At 72.3% G+C, this 22,845-nt stretch carries 20 protein-coding genes; 13 read left to right on the forward strand and 7 right to left on the reverse strand.

All coding sequences use genetic code 11. From position 1 onward, the window contains the following. Nucleotides 1-30 precede the first annotated feature (30 nt). Nucleotides 31-510, forward strand: coding sequence for an ATP-binding protein (locus L3078_RS36120; protein ID WP_239760598.1), 480 nt, complete (start codon nucleotides 31-33; stop codon nucleotides 508-510). Between the two features lie 134 nt (nucleotides 511-644). On the opposite strand, the gene L3078_RS36125 is transcribed toward L3078_RS36120, so the two are convergent. Then, on the reverse strand, nucleotides 645-1,703 hold the full coding sequence (locus L3078_RS36125) for a DUF2637 domain-containing protein (RefSeq protein WP_239758130.1): 1,059 nt from the start codon (nucleotides 1,701-1,703) through the stop codon (nucleotides 645-647). Between the two features lie 338 nt (nucleotides 1,704-2,041). Then, on the reverse strand, nucleotides 2,042-2,908 hold the full coding sequence (locus L3078_RS36130) for a (2Fe-2S)-binding protein (protein WP_239758131.1): 867 nt from the start codon (nucleotides 2,906-2,908) through the stop codon (nucleotides 2,042-2,044). Between the two features lie 198 nt (nucleotides 2,909-3,106). Between L3078_RS36130 and L3078_RS36135 the strand changes: the two genes are divergently transcribed. Then, nucleotides 3,107-3,997 carry a GntR family transcriptional regulator gene (locus L3078_RS36135; protein WP_392312619.1) on the forward strand — a complete coding sequence of 297 codons (891 nt, stop codon included), beginning with the start codon at nucleotides 3,107-3,109 and terminating at the stop codon, nucleotides 3,995-3,997. A 200-nt stretch (nucleotides 3,998-4,197) separates the two neighbouring features. Here the strand turns inward: L3078_RS36135 and L3078_RS36140 are convergent, their stop codons facing one another. Both L3078_RS36140 and L3078_RS36145 read right to left on the reverse strand, forming a co-directional pair. Beyond that, entirely contained in the window at nucleotides 4,198-4,974 is a 777-nt protein-coding gene (locus tag L3078_RS36140; RefSeq protein WP_239758132.1) for a hypothetical protein, read from the reverse strand. A 149-nt stretch (nucleotides 4,975-5,123) separates the two neighbouring features. Further along, nucleotides 5,124-6,806: a PucR family transcriptional regulator gene (locus tag L3078_RS36145; protein ID WP_239758133.1), complete on the reverse strand. Its 1,683-nt coding sequence runs from the start codon at nucleotides 6,804-6,806 to the stop codon at nucleotides 5,124-5,126. Between the two features lie 263 nt (nucleotides 6,807-7,069). Here L3078_RS36145 and L3078_RS36150 point away from each other — a divergent pair, with 263 nt between their 5' ends. The 6 genes from L3078_RS36150 (at nucleotide 7,070) to L3078_RS36175 (ending at nucleotide 14,986) form a co-directional block, all read left to right on the forward strand. Beyond that, complete coding sequence (locus tag L3078_RS36150; RefSeq protein WP_239758134.1) at nucleotides 7,070-7,960, forward strand: FAD binding domain-containing protein; 891 nt, start codon at nucleotides 7,070-7,072, stop codon at nucleotides 7,958-7,960. Next, entirely contained in the window at nucleotides 7,960-8,562 is a 603-nt protein-coding gene (locus L3078_RS36155; protein ID WP_239758135.1) for a (2Fe-2S)-binding protein, read from the forward strand. Before L3078_RS36150 ends, L3078_RS36155 begins: the two co-directional genes overlap by 1 nt. Before the next feature lie 2 nt (nucleotides 8,563-8,564). Beyond that, the gene (locus L3078_RS36160) at nucleotides 8,565-10,952 is read left to right on the forward strand and encodes a xanthine dehydrogenase family protein molybdopterin-binding subunit (protein WP_239758136.1); all 2,388 of its coding nucleotides are present in this window, start codon (nucleotides 8,565-8,567) and stop codon (nucleotides 10,950-10,952) included. 297 nt (nucleotides 10,953-11,249) lie between these two features. After that, nucleotides 11,250-12,695 (forward strand): NCS2 family permease, encoded by a 1,446-nt coding sequence (locus L3078_RS36165; RefSeq protein WP_239758137.1) that lies wholly within the window; start codon nucleotides 11,250-11,252, stop codon nucleotides 12,693-12,695. A gap of 69 nt (nucleotides 12,696-12,764) precedes the next feature. Then, the gene (locus tag L3078_RS36170; protein WP_239758138.1) at nucleotides 12,765-13,919 is read left to right on the forward strand and encodes an XdhC family protein; all 1,155 of its coding nucleotides are present in this window, start codon (nucleotides 12,765-12,767) and stop codon (nucleotides 13,917-13,919) included. Nucleotides 13,920-14,011: 92 nt separating this feature from the next. After that, on the forward strand, nucleotides 14,012-14,986 hold the full coding sequence (locus L3078_RS36175) for a hypothetical protein (RefSeq protein WP_239758139.1): 975 nt from the start codon (nucleotides 14,012-14,014) through the stop codon (nucleotides 14,984-14,986). 12 nt (nucleotides 14,987-14,998) lie between these two features. On the opposite strand, the gene L3078_RS36180 is transcribed toward L3078_RS36175, so the two are convergent. Together L3078_RS36180 and L3078_RS36185 are read right to left on the reverse strand one after the other, a co-directional pair. Further along, on the reverse strand, nucleotides 14,999-15,649 hold the full coding sequence (locus L3078_RS36180; protein ID WP_239758140.1) for a class I SAM-dependent DNA methyltransferase: 651 nt from the start codon (nucleotides 15,647-15,649) through the stop codon (nucleotides 14,999-15,001). A 76-nt stretch (nucleotides 15,650-15,725) separates the two neighbouring features. Continuing rightward, complete coding sequence (locus L3078_RS36185) at nucleotides 15,726-16,181, reverse strand: SRPBCC family protein (RefSeq protein WP_239758141.1); 456 nt, start codon at nucleotides 16,179-16,181, stop codon at nucleotides 15,726-15,728. 236 nt (nucleotides 16,182-16,417) lie between these two features. Here L3078_RS36185 and L3078_RS36190 point away from each other — a divergent pair, with 236 nt between their 5' ends. Then, the gene (locus tag L3078_RS36190; RefSeq protein WP_239758142.1) at nucleotides 16,418-17,650 is read left to right on the forward strand and encodes a cytochrome P450; all 1,233 of its coding nucleotides are present in this window, start codon (nucleotides 16,418-16,420) and stop codon (nucleotides 17,648-17,650) included. Between the two features lie 47 nt (nucleotides 17,651-17,697). Here the strand turns inward: L3078_RS36190 and L3078_RS36195 are convergent, their stop codons facing one another. Next, nucleotides 17,698-19,047: a Gfo/Idh/MocA family protein gene (locus L3078_RS36195; protein WP_239758143.1), complete on the reverse strand. Its 1,350-nt coding sequence runs from the start codon at nucleotides 19,045-19,047 to the stop codon at nucleotides 17,698-17,700. 69 nt (nucleotides 19,048-19,116) lie between these two features. On the opposite strand from L3078_RS36195, the gene L3078_RS36200 reads away from it, so the two are divergent. Genes L3078_RS36200 through L3078_RS36215 form a run of 4 tightly spaced genes read left to right on the forward strand, consistent with a single transcriptional unit; the run spans nucleotide 19,117 to nucleotide 22,824 of the window. Further along, nucleotides 19,117-20,409: an ABC transporter substrate-binding protein gene (locus L3078_RS36200; RefSeq protein WP_239758144.1), complete on the forward strand. Its 1,293-nt coding sequence runs from the start codon at nucleotides 19,117-19,119 to the stop codon at nucleotides 20,407-20,409. Next, a complete protein-coding gene (locus tag L3078_RS36205) occupies nucleotides 20,406-21,347 on the forward strand; it encodes a carbohydrate ABC transporter permease (RefSeq protein WP_239758145.1) in 942 nt (313 codons plus the stop codon). Before L3078_RS36200 ends, L3078_RS36205 begins: the two co-directional genes overlap by 4 nt. Then, nucleotides 21,344-22,216: a carbohydrate ABC transporter permease gene (locus L3078_RS36210; protein WP_239758146.1), complete on the forward strand. Its 873-nt coding sequence runs from the start codon at nucleotides 21,344-21,346 to the stop codon at nucleotides 22,214-22,216. Before L3078_RS36205 ends, L3078_RS36210 begins: the two co-directional genes overlap by 4 nt. Then, nucleotides 22,213-22,824 (forward strand): hypothetical protein, encoded by a 612-nt coding sequence (locus L3078_RS36215; protein ID WP_239758147.1) that lies wholly within the window; start codon nucleotides 22,213-22,215, stop codon nucleotides 22,822-22,824. Before L3078_RS36210 ends, L3078_RS36215 begins: the two co-directional genes overlap by 4 nt. Nucleotides 22,825-22,845: the final 21 nt, after the last annotated feature.

Raw genomic sequence — 22,845 nt, forward strand, 5'->3', positions numbered from 1 at the left:
GGAAACGTCATCGGCGCGTGGGCGGGGGTCATGAAGAGGCAGGCACGAGGGGGCGGTCCCACGGCGATCGGGGCCTCCTCGGCGGAGACGGAGGAGGCGGTCGGCGAAGCGGCGGACAAGGCCGGTGCCGGCCAGCTGAGGCACAGACTCGGGCGGGCCGACCTGAGGGCGGTGCCCGAGGCCCGCAGGGCGCTGCGGGAGCTGCTGCGGCAATGGGGGCGCCCGGGAAGATCGGAGATAGCGGAGCTGCTGACGAGCGAGCTGGTCACCAACGCGATCATCCACACCGACCACGACGCGGTGCTGACCGCCACCGTCTCGCCCCGCGGACTGCACGTGGAGGTACGGGACTTCGTGGGCCGCAGGCCCCGGCCGAGGGTCGCGCCCGCCGACGACAGCACGAACGGACGCGGCCTTCTCCTCGTCCAGTCCCTCGCCGACGCCTGGGGGGTACGGGCGCACGGGGTGGGCAAGGCGGTGTGGTTCGACCTCGACGGCGGTCTGACCTAGGTCGCCGCGACGGACAACGGAGCCGCCGCGACGGACAGAGGGACAACCGTTGGACGGACAACGGACATGAGACGGGCAACGGACAGGGGCGCGGCTCGCTGCCGCGCCCCTGTCCGATGTGTGGCTCGTACCGCTCAGCCGAACTGCTGCTCCAGGTCCTTGAGCTTGCGCTCCAGGGAGTCGAGCCGCGGCAGGGCCATGGTGTCGTCCTCCGCGGTGAGGTCGACCGTGATCGACTTGTCAGCGCCGTTGCGGACGGGCTGCAGGGAGGGACGCGTACGCACGGGCAGTTGCTCGGGCGTGGATATGGCGGAGTCCGAGGCCACCTGGGCCGCGGGCACGCGCTCCACGGTGGTGTCGACCTGGCGTCCACCACCGCCACCGCCGCCGCCACGACCGGGCAGACCCCGGTGGCCCCGGCTGATCGCCTTGAGGTGGGCGCGCTCCAGACGCTCCTGCTCGCGCTTGCGCGTCCGGTTCTCTTCCTTGATCCGCTTGTCCTCGCGCACCTCGTCCACGGCCTCGTCGAGGCTGCGCACGCCCTCCAGGAGCATCAGCGACCACGCCCTGTACGTCTCGCGCGGGGCCCGCAGCCAGCGCACGACACGGATCTGGGGCAGCGGACGCGGTACGAGGCCCTGCTCGCGCAGCGCGGCCCGGCGGGTCTGCTTCAGCGCGCGGTCGAACAGCACCGCGGCGGACAGGGACATGCCGGCGAAGAACTGCGGGGCGCCGTCGTGGCCGAGGCCCCTGGGCGCGTGCACCCAGTTGAACCAGGCCGCCGCACCGGCGAACGTCCACACGAGTATGCGGGAGCCGAGGGCCGCGTCACCGTGGCTGGCCTCGCGCACGGCGAGGACCGAGCAGAACATGGCGGCACCGTCCAGGCCGAACGGGACCAGGTACTGCCACCCGTCGGTGAGGCCCAGGTTCTGCTCACCGAAGCCCACCAGGCCGCGGAAGGAGAGCGCGGCGGCGACCGCGGCACAGCAGAAGAGGAGGATGTAGGAAGCCGTGCCGTAGAGGGCCTCCTTGCGCCTACGGCGCTCCTCGCTGCGTTCCCACGAATCCTCTGTCTTCGCGTGCTCCCCGGAGCGCTTGCCGCGCGCGAGCACCGCAACCGCCGCCAGCATGCCCAGGAGCAGTACGGCGCCCGGAAGCAGCCAGTTCAGCGATATGTCGGTCAATCTCATCAGGGGTCCCTTGCATTGGGATAGGGCGTAACGCCCGCCATAGTGGCCCAATCCTCGCGGCCCTCAGGGGGTTTCGGGGCAAGAGACCGCCAAAGAAGTGCAATGAGTGACGCTAGGCGGCATTCTGCTCGAACTACCGCGCGAGGGACGGGAGTTGAGTGCGAGTGAGATTACCCGTTCGAGTGGTTCCACGGAAAGTTCCTGCGACAAGTGAGGAATTTGTGAACCACCTGTAACCCAACGAGGCTCCCACCCGGAGTGGATCTTACGACACATGCCGCAGGCGATCGCCGGGGGGTCGCCCTGCACCCGGCCTCCACGACGGCGATGAGGCGCCGTCAACCCGTGGCGACGGCCGTGAGTTTGGCGATCCGCTCCGTCTCGCACGTGCGCGGGCAGGTGACGCAGGTGTCCTCGGGGACCAGTGTGTAGAACATGCAGCAGCTCGCCCGGTCCCGGGTGGGCAGTGACTCGCCGCCGGGGCCGGTCAGTTCACGGAAGCCCGCCGTGCCCACGTACGGGCGGGTCGCGCCCGGGAGCAGCAGTTCCAGCTCGCGTCGGCAGCGCTCCTGCTCGTCGGGGCCCAGGAGTTCGGCGATGTACCAGATGCCCTCGACGATCTCGTCGGTCGCCATGCCCCACAGCGCGCGTCCGCGCCGCCGCATCCGCGGGCCGAAGCCGCCCAGCACCGGCTCTATGTGCTCGGCGAACGCGGAGCGCACCTCGGCCCGCAGGGCCTCCTCGTCCGCCACCACACGGGCGCCGGGTTCGCCGGCCGCCGGATCGTCCGGCAGGCAGCTGAACGTTTCCCCTCGCACCACCAGTCGGCTCTGCTCGCGCTGGAACGCCACGTGCTCGGCGGGGAAGCGCGGCACCCGGCGCTGGAGGAACCAGGGGACGGTGAAGAGCAGACAGGCGTACCAGGAGTAGCGGTGCAGTCCGAAGGTCGCCACCACGTCCGGGCGGCCCTTGCGGCCGTGGTCCCGCAGTATCTGGGCCTCGTCCCACGCCAGGAACGCGTCGAGCTCGGCCCCCGCCGCCGCGAGCCCGGCCGCGGAGACCCACCCCTCACCGTCGGGCAGGGGATCCGTGGGGGAGAGTTCTGTCACGCTCATCACCGGCAGGACCTCGGTGAGGCGCGCGTACGACGCCGCCACGGGCGACCTGCGTGAAGTGGGTGCCGGTGCCGGTGCTGTCCGGGGCATACGGAGACCGCCGTTTCGCCGTCGCTGCCAACTAAGGCTTACCTTACCCGAGGTGGTCGAGGTTTGAACTGAGGGCATGTGCGCCTATGGTGCTTTACGACCGGTAACAACCCGAGTAGTGACCTAACCGCCCCCATGTACCCCGTCGGCCGCGCTACTCGACCCGTTCGACACTCGACTCGGCTCGGAGGAGGACCCGTGGAGCAGGCCGGACCGCGCCCGCGCGAGGCCACGGCCATGAGCGCGCCGGACCCCGCCACGGCGCGTCCGGCGTCTGCCTATCGCGTGCCCGCGCAGCCCGGGGTCGCGGACGTCGACCGGGAGCGGGGCATCGCGGCCGACGGCACCGCGGCCGCGCGCCACGCCGACACCGGGCCTCGCGCCGACGCCGCGCGGGGCGAGCACACGCACAGCGAGGTCCCGATCCCGCTGCCGCGCGCCGAGGGGCGCGCCGTCGTCCAGCGCGCCTCCGTGCGCGGGCAGATCCTCGACGCGTTGCGGGCCGCGCTAGCCGGTGGGGAGCTGACGCCGGGCGAGGTCTACTCGGCGCCCGCGCTGGGTGAGCGGTTCGGGGTCTCCGCGACGCCCGTCCGCGAGGCGATGCAGCAACTCGCCATCGAGGGCGCGGTCGAGGTCGTGCCCAACCGGGGCTTCCGGGTCGTACGACGGGGTGCCCGGGAACTGGCAGAGCTGGCGGAGGTACGGGCGCTGCTCCAGGTGCCGGTGATCATGAGGCTCGCGCGGACGCTGCCGGGGGACCGCTGGGGCGAGCTGCGGCCCCTCGCCGACGAGACGGCGCGGGCGGCGTCCTCCGGGTGCCGTGCGACGTACGGGGAGGCGGACCGGGCCTTCCACCGTGGGGTGCTGGGGCTGTCCGGGAACGAGCAGCTGCTGCAGATCACGGACGACCTCCACCGGCGGACACAACTGCCGCTGGGGGGTGGCCCCGTGGGGGCGTCCGGCAGCGGGGGCCGGGTGGAACTGATGGCTGACGCCGCGGAGCACATCGCGTTGTTGGACGCGTTGGTGGCGGGGGACCTGGAGGCCGCGTGCTGTCTGGTGGAGCGGCATTTCGGGGTGGGGGGCTGAGGGTGCGTCGGCGGCTGCGGGTGGTCCGTGGTTGCTCGCGCAGTTCCCCGCGCCCCTAAAAAACCCAGGCCCTGCCGGCCTGAAAAGCGCGGGGCGCAGCCCCGGCTTTTCAGGGGCGCGGGGAACTGCGCGACCAGCCCCCACACACCCGCACCCGCCGACGCACCCGCACCCCCGAGCCATGAGGCGCCGTCAAACCGTCACGCCGTCGCCGCCGGCGGCGGTGCCAGCTGCCGCGCCAACCACGTCGGCACACCACCCAGCAGCCGGAACAACCGCCCCGCCTCCTCCCGCAGTCGCGACGCCTCCGGTTCGGACTCCGTCTCGGCGAGGGAGACGAGCGCCGGGGCGGTGCCCACCAGATAGCCCAACTCCTCCCGGATGCGCAGGGACTCGGCGAAACCGTGCCGCGCCTCGGCCAACTCGCCCTCCCGCAGCGCGAGCCCGGCGAGATGGCGCCAAGTGAAGGACTGCAGGAGCAGGTCGTCATGAGCGGTGGCACCGGCATGGGCCCGGCGGTAGGCGGCTCGCGCGGCCTGCGGGGAACGGGCGAGGTTCTCCGCGATGAGGCCCCGGCGGAAGTCGAGCAGGGCCCGCCCGGGCGCGCCGGGCGCGATCAGGGCCGCCGCCCGGCCGAGCGCGGCCCGCGCCTCGTCGGAGCGGTCCCGCACCCCGAGCAGCGTGGCCGCGTACGCCAGTTGGCCGCGCTCGCAGGCCGCCGCGCCGCGCTCGTCGTCGGTGCGGGCCTGCGCCTCGGCCGTGCGCAGCGCGTCCTCGGCGTCCTCCCAGCCCTGCTCGGTGTAGAGGCAGCGCTCGACGAGCAGCGCGGTGCGCTGGAGCGAGGCCCGTGGACCGTCGGGCTCGATCAGGGCGGCCGCGTCGACCCAGCAGGCGCGTGAGCGCAGCCGCCATACCGCGGTCTGGAGTGGATCGTCACCGGCTGTCGTTCCGTCACCAGACATGGCGGTATGCGCCACGTTGCCCTCCCCGAGCACGTCCTTGAGCTTTGAGTGGTGGCGGCATCTCAGCACGAATTCCGGGGCCCGGCCAAGGGGGTGGGTGAAGGAATTCACAAAGTCATGGGGTGCGGACGGCGCACTTGATCTTCGTCCACCACCCCCTGGGCTCAGCTCATGCGCAGGGCCAGGAAGAAGTCCAGCTTGTCCTCCAGTCGGGAGAGGTCCCGGCCCGTCAACTGCTCGATGCGGCCCACCCGGTACCGCAGCGTGTTGACGTGCAGATGGAGGCGGGCGGCGCAGCGCGTCCAGGAGCCGTCGCACTCCAGGAACGCCTCCAGGGTGGGGATCAGCTCGGCGCGGTGCCGACGGTCGTAGTCGCGCAGCGGGTCCAGGAGCCGGGCCGTGAAGGCGCGGCGCACGTCGTCGGGGACGAAGGGGAGCAGCAGGACGTGCGAGGCCAGCTCCTGGTGCCCGGCCGCGCACACCCGGCCGGAGCGCGCCGCCGCCACCCGCCGGGCGTGCCGGGCCTCCTCCAGGGCGCCGCGCAGCCCCTCGGCGGAGTGCACGGCCGCGCTGACGCCCAGGGTGAGCCGTCCGTCGTCGTCGAGGCCGGCGCTCAGCGGGCCGCGTACGGCCGTGAGGAGGGCGTCGGCGTGGATGCCGGACTCGGAGCCGTCGTGCTCGGAGGAGACCGCAGGGAGGGGGACCAGGGCGATGGCCTCCTCACCCGTGTGGGCGACGGCGATGCGGTCGGAGGGCTCGGGGCCCGTGGACAGGGGATCGACGAGAATTTCCTCCAGGAGCGCCTGGGTGACCGGACCGCTGTCGACCTCGCCGCCCTCCCACTCGACCCGGGCCACGACGACCTGCCAGTGCGGTGCCGCACCGAGGCCCGGCAGCAGCACCGGCGCGGCCACCCGCAGCCGGGCCGCGATCTCGGCCGGGGCCGCCCCCGCCTGCACCAGCTCCAGGACCTCCTGCGCGAGCCGGCGCCGTACCGTACGGGCCGCGTCGCGGCGGTCGCGCTCGACCGCGATCAGCTGGGTGACGCCGTGCAGCAGGTCGAGCCGTTCGGCGGGCCAGTCGCCGGCATCGGCCTCGACCGCGAGAAGCCAGTCCGACAGCAGGGTCTCGCGCACGTCGCGGGGGGCGCCGCCGGAGTCCGGGTCCCGGCCCACGCCGCCGATCGGGAACAGCGAGTACGTGGTGGTGCCGACGGCCACGCGGTGCGGTCCGCGCCGCCCGGTCCGCGTCGCCGCCAGGTGCTCGGCGGACAGCCGTGCGCGCAGCTCGGCGGGGAGCGCCGGTCCGGCGCCCTTGGGGCCCGCGACGAGCCGGCCTGCGGGGGAGAGCACCCAGGCGCGCAGGTCCAGGTCGGAGCCGAGCAGGTCCAGGACGACGTCCGGGCCGCCGCCCGCCGGGCCCGAGGTCATCATCCGGCGGTGCCGGTCCACCACGGCCGCCAGGTCCCCGGCGCGCTCGCCGGAGACCTGCCGTACGACGTGCTCGGTGATGGTTGCGAAGGCCACCGACTCGTTGACCGCGAAGAGCGGCAGCCGATGGCGGGCGCAGGCCACGACGAGGTCCTCGGGGACGTCGCCCAGCTCGGCCTCCCCGGCGGCCAGCGCGGTGACCCCGGCGGCGACCAGGAGCCGTACGAAGGGCTCGGAGTCGGCGGCGTCGCGGCGCCAGGCGAGGCCCGTGAGCACCAGCTCGCCGCCGGAGAGGTAGCGGCTGGGGTCTCTGAGGTCGGTGGTCATCACACCGCGCACGGTGCGGTCCAGCTCGTCCCCGCCGCCGAGCAGCCGCAGACCCAGCGCGTCCGTGTCCAGCAGTGCGCGCAGGCGCATTCTCGTCGCCGCCGTTCCTGTGTCGAGAACAAGGATGTTTCCAGGGGAATACCAAGAGGTTGCAGAGGGCCTCTGTTCATACGAATCTACAAGATGCGGGCCCTGGCCAGCCAACTCCTTCATGTTTTCCGTGACTGACCGGGGTGCGGGAGGGCGCTGTGTACTGAGGTCCGGAACACGTGAACAGCACATGAACGAGCCGGGCCCGCCGCACACGATCTGGCTTGAACAGAACGATCCGAGACGAAGAAGAGAGCCGGTCCATGGACTTCCTTCGCCCCGCCAGCTGGGAGGAGGCGCTCGCCGCGAAGGCCGAGCACCCCACCGCTGTGCCGATCGCCGGCGGCACCGACGTGATGGTCGAGATCAACTTCGACCACCGTCGGCCCGAGTATCTGCTCGACCTGAACCGCGTCGGCGAACTCTCCGAGTGGGAGGTCGGCGAGGAGACGGTCCGCCTCGGCGCGTCCGTGCCGTACACGCGGATCATGGAGAACCTCCGCACCGAGCTGCCCGGCCTCGCCCTGGCCTCGCACACGGTCGCCTCCCCGCAGATCCGCAACCGAGGCGGCGTCGGCGGCAACCTCGGCACCGCCTCCCCGGCCGGCGACGCCCACCCGGCCCTCCTCGCGGCGGGCGCCCAGGTCGAGGCCGAGTCCGTACGGGGCTCCCGGCTCATCCCCATCGACGACTTCTACACCGGCGTCAAGCGCAACGCCCTCGCACCGGACGAGCTGATCCGCGCGGTGCACATCGACAAGGCCGACGGACCGCAGCAGTACTCCAAGGTCGGCACCCGCAACGCCATGGTCATCGCCGTCTGCGCCTTCGGACTGGCCCTGCACCCGTCCACCCGCACCGTCCGCACCGGCATCGGCTCGGCCGCGCCCACACCCGTCCGGGCCAAGGCCGCCGAGGAGTTCCTGAACGCGGCGCTCGACGAGGGCGGCTTCTGGGACAACGGCCGGATCATCACCCCGTCGGTCGCCAAGCAGTTCGCGGACCTGTGCGCCGGCGCCTGCAACCCCATCGACGACGTACGCGGCACCGCGAGCTACCGCCGTCACGCGGTCGGCGTCATGGCCCGTCGCACGCTCATGTGGACCTGGGAGTCCTACCGCGGCACCGCCGCCCACACGGAGGGAGTCGCGTAATGCGCGTCAGTTTCACGGTCAACGGCCGTCCGCAGGAAGCCGACGACGTGTGGGAGGGCGAGTCCCTGCTGTACGTGCTGCGGGAGCGCATGGGCCTGCCCGGCTCCAAGAACGCCTGCGAGCAGGGGGAGTGCGGCTCCTGCACCGTCCGCCTCGACGGCGTCCCGGTGTGTTCGTGCCTGGTGGCCGCCGGACAGGTGGAGGGCCGCGAGGTCGTCACGGTGGAGGGGCTGGCGGACTTCGCCAAGCAGCGGGCCGAGCAAGGCGGTTGCGCGTCGGGTGCCTGCGGTTCGTCCACGGAGGGCGGTACTTCGCTAGACGAGGCCAGGCGGTGGGCGGCCCGGGGGCAGGACTCGCAGACCGGAGAAGGCACCGAACTCTCCCCGATCCAGCAGGCGTTCATCGACGCCGGCGCCGTCCAGTGCGGCTTCTGCACCCCGGGTCTGCTGGTCGCGGCCGACGAGATGCTGGAGCGCACCCCGAACCCGAGCGACGCGGACATCCGTGAGGCGCTGTCGGGCAACCTGTGCCGCTGCACCGGCTACGAGAAGATCATGGACGCGGTCCGCCTCGCGGCCGCCCGGCAGTCCGAAGGGGTCTGACCATGGGAACCACCGGCCTGCCCACCACCCTCACCCAGGGCTCCCGCACCAAGGGCGGCATCGGCGAGTCCACGCTCCGCCCGGACGGCACCCTCAAGGTCACCGGCGAGTTCGCGTACTCCTCCGACATGTGGCACGAGGACATGCTCTGGGGCCAGATCCTGCGCTCCACCGTGGCCCACGCCGAGATCGTCTCCATCGACACCGCCGAGGCCCTCGCCACCCCCGGCGTGTACGCCGTGATGACGTACGACGACCTCCCGACCGACGTACGCAACTACGGCCTGGAGATCCAGGACACCCCGGTCCTCGCCCACGGCAAGGTCCGCCACCACGGCGAGCCCGTCGCGATCGTCGCCGCCGACCACCCGGAGACCGCCCGCCGCGCCGCCGCCAAGATCAAGGTGGAGTACCGCGAACTGCCGGTCGTCACCGACGAGGCCTCCGCGACCGCGCCGGACGCCGTCCTCGTCCACGAGGGCCGCGACGACCACCACGTCGCCCATGTCGCGCACCCGAACATCGTGCACCGCCAGCCGATCATCCGCGGCGACGTGGCGGAGGCACGCAAGCGCGCCGACGTGATCGTGGAGGGCGAGTACGTCTTCGGCATGCAGGACCAGGCCTTCCTGGGCCCCGAGTCCGGCCTCGCCGTGCCCGCCGAGGACGGCGGCGTCGACCTCTACATCGCCACCCAGTGGCTCCACTCCGACCTGCGCCAGATCGCGCCCGTGCTCGGCCTGCCCGAGGACAAGGTCCGGATGACGCTCGCCGGGGTCGGCGGTGCCTTCGGCGGCCGCGAGGACCTGTCGATGCAGATCCACGCCTGCCTGCTGGCCCTGCGCACCGGCAAGCCCGTGAAGATCGTCTACAACCGTTTCGAGTCCTTCTTCGGGCACGTCCACCGCCACCCCGCCAAGCTGTACTACGAGCACGGGGCGACACGCGACGGCAAGCTCACGCACCTCAAGGCCCGCATCGTCCTGGACGGCGGCGCCTACGCCTCCGCCTCCCCGGCCGTCGTCGGCAACGCCGCCTCGCTCGGCGCGGGCCCGTACGTCATCGAGGACGTCGACATCGAGGCCCTCGCCCTCTACACCAACAACCCGCCCTGCGGGGCGATGCGCGGCTTCGGCGCGGTCCAGGCGTGCTTCGCGTACGAGGCGCAGATGGACAAGCTGGCGGCGAAGCTCGGCATGGACCCGGTGGAGCTGCGGCAGATCAACGCCATGGAGCAGGGCACCCTGCTGCCCACCGGCCAGGCCGTCGACTCCCCGGCCCCGGTCGCCGAACTCCTGCGCCGCGTCAAGGCGATGCCCCTGCCGCCCGAGCAGCAGTGGCTCGCGGCGGGCGAGGCGGCCGACGTACGACAGCTGCCGGGCGGCCTCTCCAACACCACGCACGGCGAGGGCGTCGTCCGGGGCGTCGGCTACGCGGTCGGCATCAAGAACGTCGGCTTCTCCGAGGGCTTCGACGACTACTCGACCGCCCGTGTCCGGATGGAGGTCGTCGGCGGCGAACCCGTCGCCACCGTCCACACGGCCATGGCGGAGGTCGGCCAGGGCGGCATCACCGTCCACGCGCAGATCGCCCGCACGGAGCTGGGCGTCGCCCAGGTGACCATCAACCCCGCCGACACGCAGGTGGGTTCGGCCGGCTCGACCTCCGCGTCCCGCCAGACGTACGTCACGGGCGGCGCCGTCAGGAACAGCTGCGAGCTGGTCCGCGAGAAGGTGCTGGAGCTGGGCCGCCGCAAGTTCGGCACGTACCACCCCGCCTGGGCCACGGCCGAGTTGCTGCTGGAGGGCGGCAAGGTCGTCACCGACGGCGGTGAGGTCCTGGCCGACCTGGTGGACGTCCTCGGGGACGAGGCCGTCGAGGTCGAGGCGGAGTGGCGGCACCGGCCGACCGAGCCGTTCGATCTGCGGACCGGGCAGGGCTTCGGCCATGTCCAGTACTCCTTCGCCGCGCACCGGGCGGTCGTCGAGGTCGACACCGAGCTGGGCATGGTGAAGGTCGTCGAACTGGCCTGTGCGCAGGACGTCGGCAAGGCGCTCAACCCGCTGTCCGTGGTGGGCCAGATCCAGGGCGGTACGACCCAGGGGCTGGGCATCGCGGTGATGGAGGAGATCGTCGTCGACCCGAAGACCGCGAAGGTGCGCAATCCGTCCTTCACGGACTACCTCATCCCCACGATCCTCGACACGCCGACCATCCCCGTCGACGTGCTCGAACTCGCCGACGACCACGCGCCGTACGGGTTGCGTGGGGTCGGGGAGGCGCCGACCCTGTCGTCCACCCCGGCCGTCCTCGCGGCGATCCGCGCGGCGACGGGGTTGGAGTTGAACCGGACGCCGGTGCGGCCGGAGCATCTGACCGGTACGGCGTAGTGGCCGCCGGGCGCCTATGAGCTCGGGGGTGCGGGTTCGTCGGCGGGTGCGGGTGCGCTGTGGTTGCTCGCGCAGTTCCCCGCGCCCCTTAAAAGCCCCGGGCGCGACCCATGCCGTAAAGGGGCGCGGGGAACTGCGCGACCAGCCCCCACGCACCCGCACCCGACAACGCACCCCCGCTCACTCACTCACCACCCCGTTCGTCTCGGGCCGTCCCCCGGGTCGGGCACCTTCCCAAATCCCGCCGAAGCCCAGTGCAACGGCCGGGTGTCCCTGTGAACCTTGGGAGAACGCCCCATGACCCAACAGTCGCTCAAGCCGAGGACGGTCGCCGAAGGCACCGTCGACCCGGCCGACCGGCCCCGTCTCGACCGGTACTTCCACATCACCCACCGAGGATCCACCGTCGCCCGAGAGGTCCGCGGCGGCGTCACCACCTTCATGGCGATGGCGTACATCCTCCTGCTCAACCCGCTGATCCTCTCCGGCCCGGACGCCGTCGGCGCGACCCTCGGCCAGAAGGCGCTGATCACGGCGACCGCGCTCGCGGCGGCCGTCAGCACGCTCCTCATGGGCGTCGTCGGCCGGGTCCCGCTCGCCCTCGCCGCCGGCCTCTCCGTCTCCGGGGTCATCGCCTCGCAGGTCGCCCCGCAGATGACCTGGCCGCAGGCGATGGGCATGTGCGTGATGTACGGCGTGATCATCATGCTGCTGGTCGTCACCGGCCTCCGCGAGATGATCATGAACGCCATCCCGCTGGCCCTGAAGCACGCGATCACCATGGGGATCGGTCTGTTCGTCGCCCTGATCGGGTTCTACAAGGCCGGTTTCGTGCACCAGGGCAAGGCGACCCCGGTCAGCCTCGGGCCAGCCGGCGAACTCGCCGGCTGGCCCGTCCTCCTCTTCGCGGTCACCCTCCTCGCGATCTTCATGCTCCAGGCCCGGGGCGTCCCCGGCGCGATCCTGCTCGGCATCGTCGGCGGCACCGTCGTCGCCGTGCTCCTCAACGCCCTCGACGTCATCGACCCGAGGCAATGGGCGGGCGGCGCACCGGAGTTGCACGGCAGCGCGGTCTCGATGCCGGACTTCTCGCTCTTCGGCCAGGTCGAGTTCGGCGGCTGGGGCGATGTCGGCGCGATGACGGTCGGCATGATCGTCTTCACTCTCGTGCTGGCCGGGTTCTTCGACGCGATGGCCACCATCATCGGCGTGGGCACGGAGGCCGGGCTCGCCGACGACAAGGGCCGCATGCCGGGCCTGTCCAAGGCGCTGTTCATCGACGGCGCGGGCGGCGCGATCGGCGGCGTGGCCGGCGGTTCGGGCCAGACCGTGTTCGTGGAATCGGCCACGGGAGTCGGCGAGGGCGCCCGTACCGGGCTCTCCTCCGTCGTCACCGGACTGTTCTTCGCGGCCTGTCTGTTCTTCACCCCGCTCACGGCGATCGTGCCCGGCGAGGTCGCGGCCGCCGCGCTCGTCGTCATCGGCGCCATGATGATGACGAACGCCCGGCACGTCGACTGGTCCGACCGCGCCACCGCGATCCCGGTCTTCCTGACCGTCGTGATCATGCCGTTCACGTACTCCATCACCGCGGGCGTCGCCGCCGGAGTCGTCTCCTACGTCGCCATCAAGGTCGCACAGGGCCGGGCACGGGAGATCGGCGCGTTCATGTGGGCCCTGACGGCGGTCTTCGTCGTCTTCTTCGCCCTCAACCCCATCGAGAGCTGGATGGGCGTGCACTAGGCCGACCGGGCCTCGCGGCCCCGGGCCGAGTATCGTCCGCGCAACCGTTGTCTGTGAGGAGACCGAGAGATGCTGGACATCGCCGAAGAGCTGCACCGGTGGGTCGGGCAGGGGCGTGACTTCGCCGTGGCCACCGTGGTGGCCGTCGGCGGCAGCGCGCCCCGGCAGCCGGGCGCCGCCCTCGCGGTGGACGCCGACGGCACGGCGATCGGGTCGGTCTCCGGCGGCTGCGTCGAGGGCGCCGTCTACGACCTGTGCCGCCAGGCGCTGGAGGACGGCGAACCCGTCCTCGAACGCTTCGGCTACAGCGACGAGGACGCCTTCGCCGTCGGTCTCACCTGCGGCGGGATCATCGACATCCTGGTGACACCGGTGCGGGCCGGCGACCCCGTCCGCCCGGTGGCCGCCGCCGCGCTCGCCGCGGCGGCGGGCGGGGAGGCGGCGGCCCTGGCCCGGATCGTCTCCGGCCCCGCGGAACTGAGGGGCCGGGCCCTGCTGGTCCGCCCGGACGGCTCGTACGACGGCGGGTACGGCGCCCACCCCGAACTGGACCGTACGGTCGCCGCCGAGGCCCGCGCCCTCCTGGACGCCGGCCGCACCGGCACCCTGGAGATCGGAGAACAGGGCTCACGCTGCGGAGCGCCGCTCACGGTCCTGGTCGAGTCCTCGGTCCCGCCGCCTCGGATGATCGTCTTCGGTGCGATCGACTTCGCGTCGGCGCTGGTCCGGGTCGGCAAGTTCCTCGGCCATCACGTGACCGTCTGCGACGCCCGCCCCGTCTTCGCCACCCGCACCCGCTTCCCCGAGGCGGACGAGATCGTCGTCGAGTGGCCCCACCGGTACCTGGAGCGCACGTCCGTGGACGCCCGCACGGTCCTGTGCGTTCTCACGCACGACGCCAAGTTCGACATCCCGCTCCTCCGGCTCGCCCTGCGGCTCCCCGTCGCCTACGTCGGCGCGATGGGCTCCCGCCGCACCCACCTCGACCGCAACCAACGCCTCCGCGAAGTCGGAGTCACCGAGCTGGAGTTGGCCCGGCTCAGGTCCCCGATCGGGCTCGACCTCGGAGCGCGCACCCCGGAGGAGACCGCGCTGTCGATCGCCGCCGAGATCGTCGCCGACCGGCGGGGTGGCAGCGGGGTCTCCCTGACCGGCGCGCACACCCCGATCCACCACGACGGCCCACCCGCCCTCACGGACCTGCCGAGCCTCCGCGTCTCCTGACTCCGACCGCGCCGCCGACTTGACCCCCCGGGGCGGCAGGGCCGACCGTTGCGACAGGACAACAGCACGACGGGGGCGGACAGTTGACCACGATGACCGGTGGGGGGCGCCCGCACGGGGGCGGGGCCGAGGGGCAGGACGGACTCGCGACGGCCGCGGAGGCGGACGAGCGGGGGCGGGGTGCCACCACCGGGCCCGCCGCCGACGACGGCACACCGTCGGGCGGCAGCGCGGCCGGGAACGCCGGCACCAGGACCGCCGGGGAAGTCGACAGCGGTGACGTGCCTCGCACCGCTGACGGCGCTGACGGCGCTGACGGCGATGTCGGCGCGGGTGCCGGAGGCTCGGAGAGCGGAAGCTCGGAGGGCGACGACGGCTCGGGTGAGGGCGGCTCGGGTGGCGACGACGGCTCGCATGACGACAATTCAGGTGACGGCGGCTCGGGTGGTGTCGCCGACGCGGCCGCCCCCGGAAGCGACGGCACCGCTGACGAGCGCCGACTGTCGACCGTCTCGACGGCGATCCTGGGCCTCTTCCTCCTCGCCGACGTCGTCTTCGTCTGCGGAGCCCTCGTGACGCTCTGGCCGGTGGTGTTGGCCACGGTCGAGCCGGGGGCGGAGCCCACGGCCACCGCGCGGTGGTCGCCGTTCGGCCTGGGGGACTGGTCACTGACCGCCGACACGGCGATGCTGCTGGCCGTGGTCGTGTGCAGCGCGCTCGGCAGCTTCGTCCACGCGGCCACGTCCTTCGCGACGTATGTCGGCAACCGGCGGCTCTACGCGAGCTGGCTGTGGTGGTACCTCCTGCGGGCCGGCATCGGCGTGGCCCTCGCGCTCCTGGTCTATCTCCTGCTGCGCGGCGGCCTGTTCGCCGGCAGCTCCGGCGCCGGGGCGACCAACCCGTACGGCTTCTCCGGCATCGCCGGGCTCTGCGGGCTCTTCTCCAAGCAGGCCACCGACAAGCTCCGCGAGATCTGTGACACCCTCCTCAGCACCACCGGCGACGGTGACCGGGACCGCCGCGACGGCCTGTCCACCACCCGCCACGGAGACCCGGGCCCGTCCTGACCCGCCGGCGGTTCACGCCGGCTTGCGCGCCAGCACGTACGCCTGTGGGGTGTTGGCCGTGGTGCCGGGCCCGTCCGCTTCCCGCACCAGCCGCGCCGACTCCACGAACCCGGCGTCCCCCAGCAGCTCGGCGACCCGGTCCGGCGGGAAGCGGTGGACGTCGAGATCGAGGGGGTGACCGTAGGCGTGCGTCAGGTGGACGGACTCGTCGCCCACCTTGTACGCCATCGCGAGGAGCCCCCCGGGAGCGAGTACCCGATGGAACTCGCGTAATAGCGAAGGGAGTTCGGTGAGCGGGGTGTGCACCGTGGAGTACCAGGCGAGGGCGCCCGCCAGGCAGCCGTCCTCGAAGTCGAGCGCGCTCATCGTGCCCACGTCGAACCGGAGGCGCGGGTGCGCCCAGCGGGCCACGGCGACCATCTGCGGCGAGAGGTCGACGCCGCAGATGTCCAGCCCCAGCGAGGCCAGATGCCCGGTGACCCGCCCCGGCCCGCACCCCAAATCCGCGACACGTCCGCCCCCGGCTGCCAGCACCCGCTCGGCGAACACCCCCAGCATGGCCCGCTCGAACGGGCTCTTCGCCAGCTCGTCTCTCAGCAGCTTCTCGTAGTCGGTGGCGACCGTGTCGTAGGACTCCCGGGTGGTGTGCTGGTCTGTGCTCATGGTTCGGACAGTAGTCCGGGGGTCTGACAGTGACCTGCGAACAGGGGCGGGAGAAAGGCCTGTTGAGGGCGGCGGCTCAGCCCGGGCGCCGGGCGTCGGCCGCGAGCAGCCCGTCCATCGCCCGTCCGAACATGACCCGCGCCAGCCCTCCCAGCGGCCGGTCGAAGAGCCCCGGTAGCCCTCGCACCCGCAGGTCCTCGCGCCAGACCGTACGGGAGCCGCCGTCACCGTACGGATGGACCTCGATCTCGGCCCAACCGGTGACGAACGAACCGTGCTTGACGAGCCGGCACTTTCCGGGAGTTCCGGCGCCCGGTGGCTGCCAGACGGTGACCTCCATCCGGTCGTCGAAGGCGAGCGGCCCGACGCCGCTGCGGGCCACGAACTCCGTGCCCTCGCCGGTCGGCGGAGGAGTGCGCACGGTGACGCGGGTCAGCGGCACGACGTCCGCGTGCCGGGGCCAGTCGGTGAGGAGCTGCCAGGCGCGGTCTGCGGGGAGCCGGGAGAGACGTTCCAGGAGGAAGAGAACCACGGGGTGAGAGTAAGGGAACAATTCCGTACGAGGCGGGTGGTGGGGTCGGCGTACGGGGGCGCGTGTCCAGGCGCCCCGAGGCCCGCCCCCGGCCCGTCCTCCGCGCCCGCCCCGGCCTGTCCTCCTCGCCCCTCCGGCCCGTCCGCCGCACCCGCCGCAGACCCCCTACCGCCCCGCCGCGCCGTACGGCACGATGAGCGCGACCGCACGCCCGCCCCTGGCCGGAAGGTGCACTCGTGGATCCTGAACTGCACGGCAGACTCGACGAGTTGCAGCGGGACCCGTATCCGCTCTACGCGCGGGCCAGGGCGGCCGAAGGGCTGACGTACGTCCCCGAGCTGGACTCCTGGCTGGTGGCACGGGACGCCGACGTACGGGAGGTGCTGCGGCGCCCGGAGGACTTCTCCTCGGCCAACGCGCTGCGCCCCGACGTCATGCCCGCGCCCGCCGCCCTGGCCGTGCTCGGCGGCGGCTTCGGCGGTCGCCCCGTCGTCGTCACCGCCGACGGCGCCCTGCATCAGGAGTTGCGCGCCCCCATCGTGCGGGGCATGTCACCCGCCAGGGTGGCCGCCGTCCTGCCGTACGCCGCGGAACGGGCCGCCGCCCTGGTCGACGACTTCGTCAAGAACGGCGACGGCGGCCGCGTCGAGTTGATGTCCGCGTACGCGGGGCGGCTGCCCGGGGAGGTCATCGGGCGGCTCGTCGGGTTCGACCCGGACGACGTACCGGCGCTGGTGCACGGCGGGCACCGGGCCGAGCAGTTGCTGTTCCGGCCCATGACGGAGGCCGAGCAGATCGCGGCGGCCGAGGACGTGGTCGCCACCGCCCACCGGCTCGACGCGTTCGTACGCGCCCGGCGCGCGGACCCGCGCGAGGACCTGGGCACCGAACTCATCACGTCCGTCGCCGGACCGGGCACCGGCGAGCTGACGCTCGACCAGCGCCACCAGGTCGTCGCCCACCTCCAGAACCTGCTGATCGCCGGACACCTGACCACGACGGCCCTCATCGGGACCACCGTCCTGCACCTGCTGCGCGACCGCCGGCAGTGGGAACTGCTCTGCGCCGAACCCGAGCGCGTCCCGGCCGCCGTCGAGGAAGCCGCCCGCTACGACACCGCGTTGCAGGGCTTCCGTCGCGTCACCACCCGCCCCGTCACCCTCGCCGGGACCGAACTCCCCGCCGGGACACCGGTGTTCCTAGCGTTCGCCGGAGCCAACCGCGACGCCTCACGCCATCCGCGCCCCGACGACTTCGACATCGCCCGCCCCTCCGGCAGCCGTCACCTCTCCTTCGGCCTCGGCACCCACACCTGCCCCGGCTCACAACTCGCCCGCGAACAACTCCGCCTGACTCTGGAGCTGTTGACCAGCCGCCTCCCGGAGCTGCGGCTGGCGGAGGGCCAGCGGATCACCATGCGGCCGACGTTGATCCACCGCTCTCCGGAACGCCTCGACCTCGTCTGGTGATCCGCGCGGCGTGAGCGCGGGGGCGGCGCGCGGAGGCCGAGGGCGGCTCACACGTCCAGCAACTCCCGCGCCGTCACCGGCATCCCCGTCTCCAGCGACCGGTTCGCCGCCAGCCCGGTCACCAGTGACCGGGCCCCGTCCACGGCGTCGGCCGCCCGGCCCAGCGCGTCCGGTACGCGCTCCCCGAACAGGTCGGCCAGCATGCGGACGTCGCCGCCGCCGTGCCCGCCCTCGTCCGTCTCCACCTTCACCTCGCGCGGCGGCTCCCAGAAGCGCCGTACGAGCAGCTGGGTCCTGCCGGGTGCCTCGCCCGCGTCGGCGCCGTGCAGGACCGGGCTCGCGCCGGTGACCCGTACCAGGGGCCGCGTCCACGTCGACTCCTCCACGAGCAGCTCGACGCGTCCCTCGCTGCCGTTGAAGGCGATGCGGTAGCCCTCCCAGGGGGAGTAGGCGGTGAGGTGGTAGGTCAGGGTGGCGCCGGAGGCGTAGCGGACGAGGACCGCCATGTCGTCCTCGATGCTGACGCCGGGACCGAAGACGTTCCGGTCGCGGTGGTAGCCGTCCTCCCGCTCGGCGTCCAGGTAGAGCGCGGTGAGGACGGGGGAGTCCCGCAGGCGCAGGGCGAAGGGGTCGGACTCGGCCGCCGGGGAGCCGTGGGCGCGGGTGTAGTCGCGGGCCAGGCCCCGGCGGCGGCCCGCCTCGTCGCCGTAGAAGAAGAGGCCGCCCTGGGCGTAGACGGTCTCGGGGCGGGTGCCGAGCCACCAGTTGACCAGGTCGAAGTGGTGGGTCGACTTGTGGACGAGGAGGCCGCCGGAGTTCGCCTTGTCGCGGTGCCAGCGGCGGAAGTAGTCGGCGCCGTGCCGCAGATCGAGCAGCCACTCGAAGTGCACCGAGCCGACCTCGCCGATCTCCCCGCTCGCGAGCAGTTCCCGTACGGCCGAATGCACCGGGTTGTAGCGGTAGTTGAAGGCGACGCGGACCTCGCGCCCGGTCCGCCGCCGGGCCTCCAGGATGCGGTGGGCGCGCTCGGCGTCGGTCGTCATCGGCTTCTCGGTGACGACGTCGCAGCCCGCCTCCAGGGCGCGGACGATGTAGTGGTCGTGGGTCCGGTCCACCGTGCACACCACGACCAGGTCGACCCGCTCGCGGCGCAGCATCCCCTCGAACTCGTCGGCCCCGTACGCCGATACGGGCGCGTGGCCTGGGTGGTCGGCGGCGATCCAGGCGTTGTGTACGGCCATGCGGTGTGTGTTCAGGTCGCAGAGCCCGACCAGCTCCACCCGTTCCGCGAAGGGTCCCGTCAGGGCCTCGGTGAACATCCGCGCCCGGGCACCGAGCCCCACCACGGCGGCACGACGGGGTTGTGGGGAGGTGGTGCAGGGGGCTTGTTGTGACATCCGGACCTTCCCTAGGGTCGCTACGGACGGGGGGTGGAAGCGCTTTCTAGCGAAAGAGGTGACCCACTCATGCCCCGAATCAGGACAAGGGAGTCCTGGAAGCCCCGTGCGGCGGCCACCGCACTGGCGCTCTGCGCGCTGCTCACCGGCTGCTCCGGAGCGGACGGCTCGGGCGGCGGCGGGCAGGTCGTCCTGCGCTACACCTGGTGGGGCAACCCCGACCGGGCCGCCAGAACCCAGGCGGCCGTCGAGCTCTTCGAGCGGAAGAACCCGGGGATCGACGTTCAGACCTCCTTCGCCGGCTACGAGGCCTACAAGCAGAAGCTCGCCACCCAGGCCGCCGGCGGCGACGCGCCGGACGTGATGCAGCTCGACTACCGGATGATCGACCAGTACGCCTCCGGCGGTGTGCTCCTCGACCTCGCCGAGCAGCGCCAGGCCCTGGACACCGCCGAGTTCGAGCCGGGACTGCTCGCCACCGGCAAGGTGGACGGCAAGCAGTACGCCGTACCGCAGGGGCGGGGCACCGAGACCATGGTCTACGACACCGAGAAGTGGAAGGCCGCCGGTCTCGAACCGCCCCGTGTGGGCTGGACCTGGAGCGAATGGGCCGACGCCATGCGGACGGTGGCCGAGAAGACCGGGGAGCCCGGCGGCACCGACCCCGGCCAGAGCGAGGACGCCTTCGAGATCTGGCTGCGCGGCCAGGGCAAGGCCCTCTACACCGAGGACGGACGACTCGGCTTCGACGCCGACGACCTCACCCGCTGGTGGACCTTCACCGACCGGCTCCGCAGGGAGGGGGCCGTCTCACCCGCCGAGCAGACCACCCAGCTCGACGGCACGGTCGAGAACACCCCGCTCGGCCGGGGCACGGCCGCCTCGGACGTCAACTGGGACGCCCCCGCGAGCGGTTACCTCGCGCTCGTCCCCACCGGGATCTCCCTCGCCCCCATGCCGGCGGGGGAGGACGGCACGCCCGGCCAGTACTTCAAGCCCTCCATGTTCATGGGCGTGGCCGCCGACTCCGGCCACCCGGAGGAGTCCACCCGCCTCGTCGACTTCCTGCTCAACGACGACGAGGCCGCGAAGATCCTCGGCGCCACCCGGGGCATCCCCGTCAACGAGTCGATCCGCGAGGACATCGCGGCCGACCTCAAGGACTTCGACAGGACCATCTACGACTACCAGGCCACCGTCGAAGGAAAGCTCGACCCGCCGCCCCAGGCGCCCCCGTCGGGCGACAGCGCCCTGCAGACCACGTTCCAGCGCGACTACGACCAGGTGTCCTACGAGCGGATGTCCCCCCGCGAGGCGGCCGAGAACTACCTCACCGAGGCGAAGGCGGAGCTGAGGTCATGACCACCACACAACTGCCGACCACCGTACGCGGCAAGGGAGTTCAGCAGCCGGACCGGTCCGCCCGACGCCGCCGGCGCGAGGGCGCGGCCTGGGTGTTCCTCTCCCCCTGGGTGCTCGGGGCCTGCGTCCTGACCCTGCTCCCGATGGCCGTCTCGCTCTACCTCTCCTTCACGGACTACGACCTCTTCAACGCCCCGAACTGGGTGGGCCTGCGCAACTACACCCAGATGTTCACCGAGGACCCGCGCTACTGGCGCTCCGTGGTGACGACCCTGATGTACGTCGTCATCGCCGTCCCGCTCCAACTGGCCCTCGCCCTCCTGGTCGCCCTGGCCCTGAAGAACATGAAGCGCGGCCGCGGTTTCTACCGCTCGGCCTTCTACGCGCCCTCCCTGCTCGGCGCCTCCATGTCCATCGCCCTGGTCTGGCGGGCGATCTTCAACGACGGCGGCACCGTCGACCACCTCCTCGGCACCGGCGGCTGGGTCAACCGCCCCGGCTGGGCGCTGCTCGCCGTGGCCCTGCTCACGGTGTGGCAGTTCGGCGCCCCGATGGTCATCTTCCTCGCCGGACTCCAGCAGATCCCGGGGGAGTTGTACGAGGCCGCCGAGGTGGACGGCGCGGGCGCCTGGCGCCGCTTCCTGTCGATCACGGTCCCGATGCTGTCACCCGTGATCTTCTTCAACCTGGTCCTCCAGACGATCCAGGCCTTCCAGGTCTTCACCCCGGCCTTCGCGATCAGCGCGGGCAAGGGCGGCCCCGCCGACTCCACCCTCTTCTACACCCTCTACCTCTACGACCGGGGCTTCGTCGCCTCCCACATGGGCTACGCCTCCGCCATGGCCTGGGTCCTGCTGCTCGCCATCGGCGCGGTCACCGCGATCCTGTTCCGCACGTCCCGCTCCTGGGTCTTCTACGCCTCCGAGGGGGACCGATGACCACCACCACACCCTCAACTCCCGCAGCGCGCAGGCCCGTTGCCTGGCGGCGGGTGGTCCTGCACGCCGGCTGCCTGGCCGCGCTCCTCGTCATGCTGTACCCGCTGGCCTGGCTCCTCGCGACCTCCGTGAAGCCCGCGAACGAGGTCATCGCCAGCCTCGACCTGCTGCCGAGCCGGCTGGAGTGGTCCAACTACGAGACCGCGCTCGACGGCGTCAACGACGTGTCGGTGGGGCGGCTGCTCGGCAACTCCCTGCTGATCGCCGGCGGCGCGGTCGTCGGGAACGTGCTCTCCTGCTCCCTGGCCGCGTACGCCTTCGCGCGGCTGCGCTTCCGGTTCCGGGGACCGCTGTTCGCCTTCATGATCGCGACGATCATGCTGCCGCACCACGCCGTGCTGATCCCGCAGTACATCATCTTCAACCAGCTCGGCATGGTGAACACCTACTGGCCGCTGATCCTGCCGAAGTTCCTCGCCACGGAGGCCTTCTTCGTCTTCCTCATCGTGCAGTTCATGCGCGGACTGCCGAGGGAGCTGGAGGAGGCGGCCCGTATCGACGGCTGCGGACCGTTCCGGAGCTTCTTCTCGGTGATCCTGCCCCTCACCCGGCCCGCCCTGATCACCACCGCGATCTTCACCTTCATCTGGACCTGGAACGACTTCTTCACCCAGCTGATCTATCTCTTCTCGCCGGAGAAGTTCACGCTGACGCTGGCCCTCAGGTCCTTCGTGGACGCGTCGAGCACCTCGGCGTTCGGCCCGATGTTCGCCATGTCCGTCATCGCGCTCCTCCCGATCGTGCTGTTCTTCCTCGCCTTCCAGCGGTTCCTGGTGGAGGGCATGGCCAACTCCGGGATCAAGGGGTGAGCACGCTGCGGACCGACCGGGAGCCGGGCGAGATCTTCGGCCCGCGCATGACGCTGTTCGCCGACGTGCTGAGCGTCGGTGTCGCCGTGGTGATGGTGAGCCTTCCACTGGTCACCCTGCCCGCCGCGCTCTCCACGGCCTGCGCGGTCCTGCGGGGCGTACGGGAGGACCGCCCGGTGACAGCCGCCCGGTTCCTCGGGGCGCTGCGCCGGCGACTGCGCCCCGGCGACCTGGCCGCCGGGCTGCTGGCCCTCACCGGTCTGGCCCTCGCCCTGGTCGATCTGGCGCTCGCCGGTGCCGGACTCCCCGGCGGCCGGGCCTTCGCCCTCCTCGCCGCCGCCGTCGGCACCTGCGCCGCCGTGATCGGGCTGCGCGCCTGCGCCCGCCCCGAGTCGGTCGAGGACTGGCCGGCGGCGGTGCGGGCAGCGGCCCGGGACACGGTACGCGATCCGGGCGGCAGCGCCCTGGTCGTCCTCGCCGTGGCGACGGCCGCGGCGAGCGCCTGGATGCTGCTGCCGCTCGCGTTCCTCGTACCGGGGCTGCTGGCGCTGGCGCTCACGGCCGTCGACGTACGAGGAAAAGAGGTCGCCGCGCGGGAGGGCGTGTGATGGGCTGACCCCCGCACGACG

Source organism: Streptomyces deccanensis, from assembly GCF_022385335.1.
Classification (GTDB): domain Bacteria; phylum Actinomycetota; class Actinomycetes; order Streptomycetales; family Streptomycetaceae; genus Streptomyces; species Streptomyces deccanensis.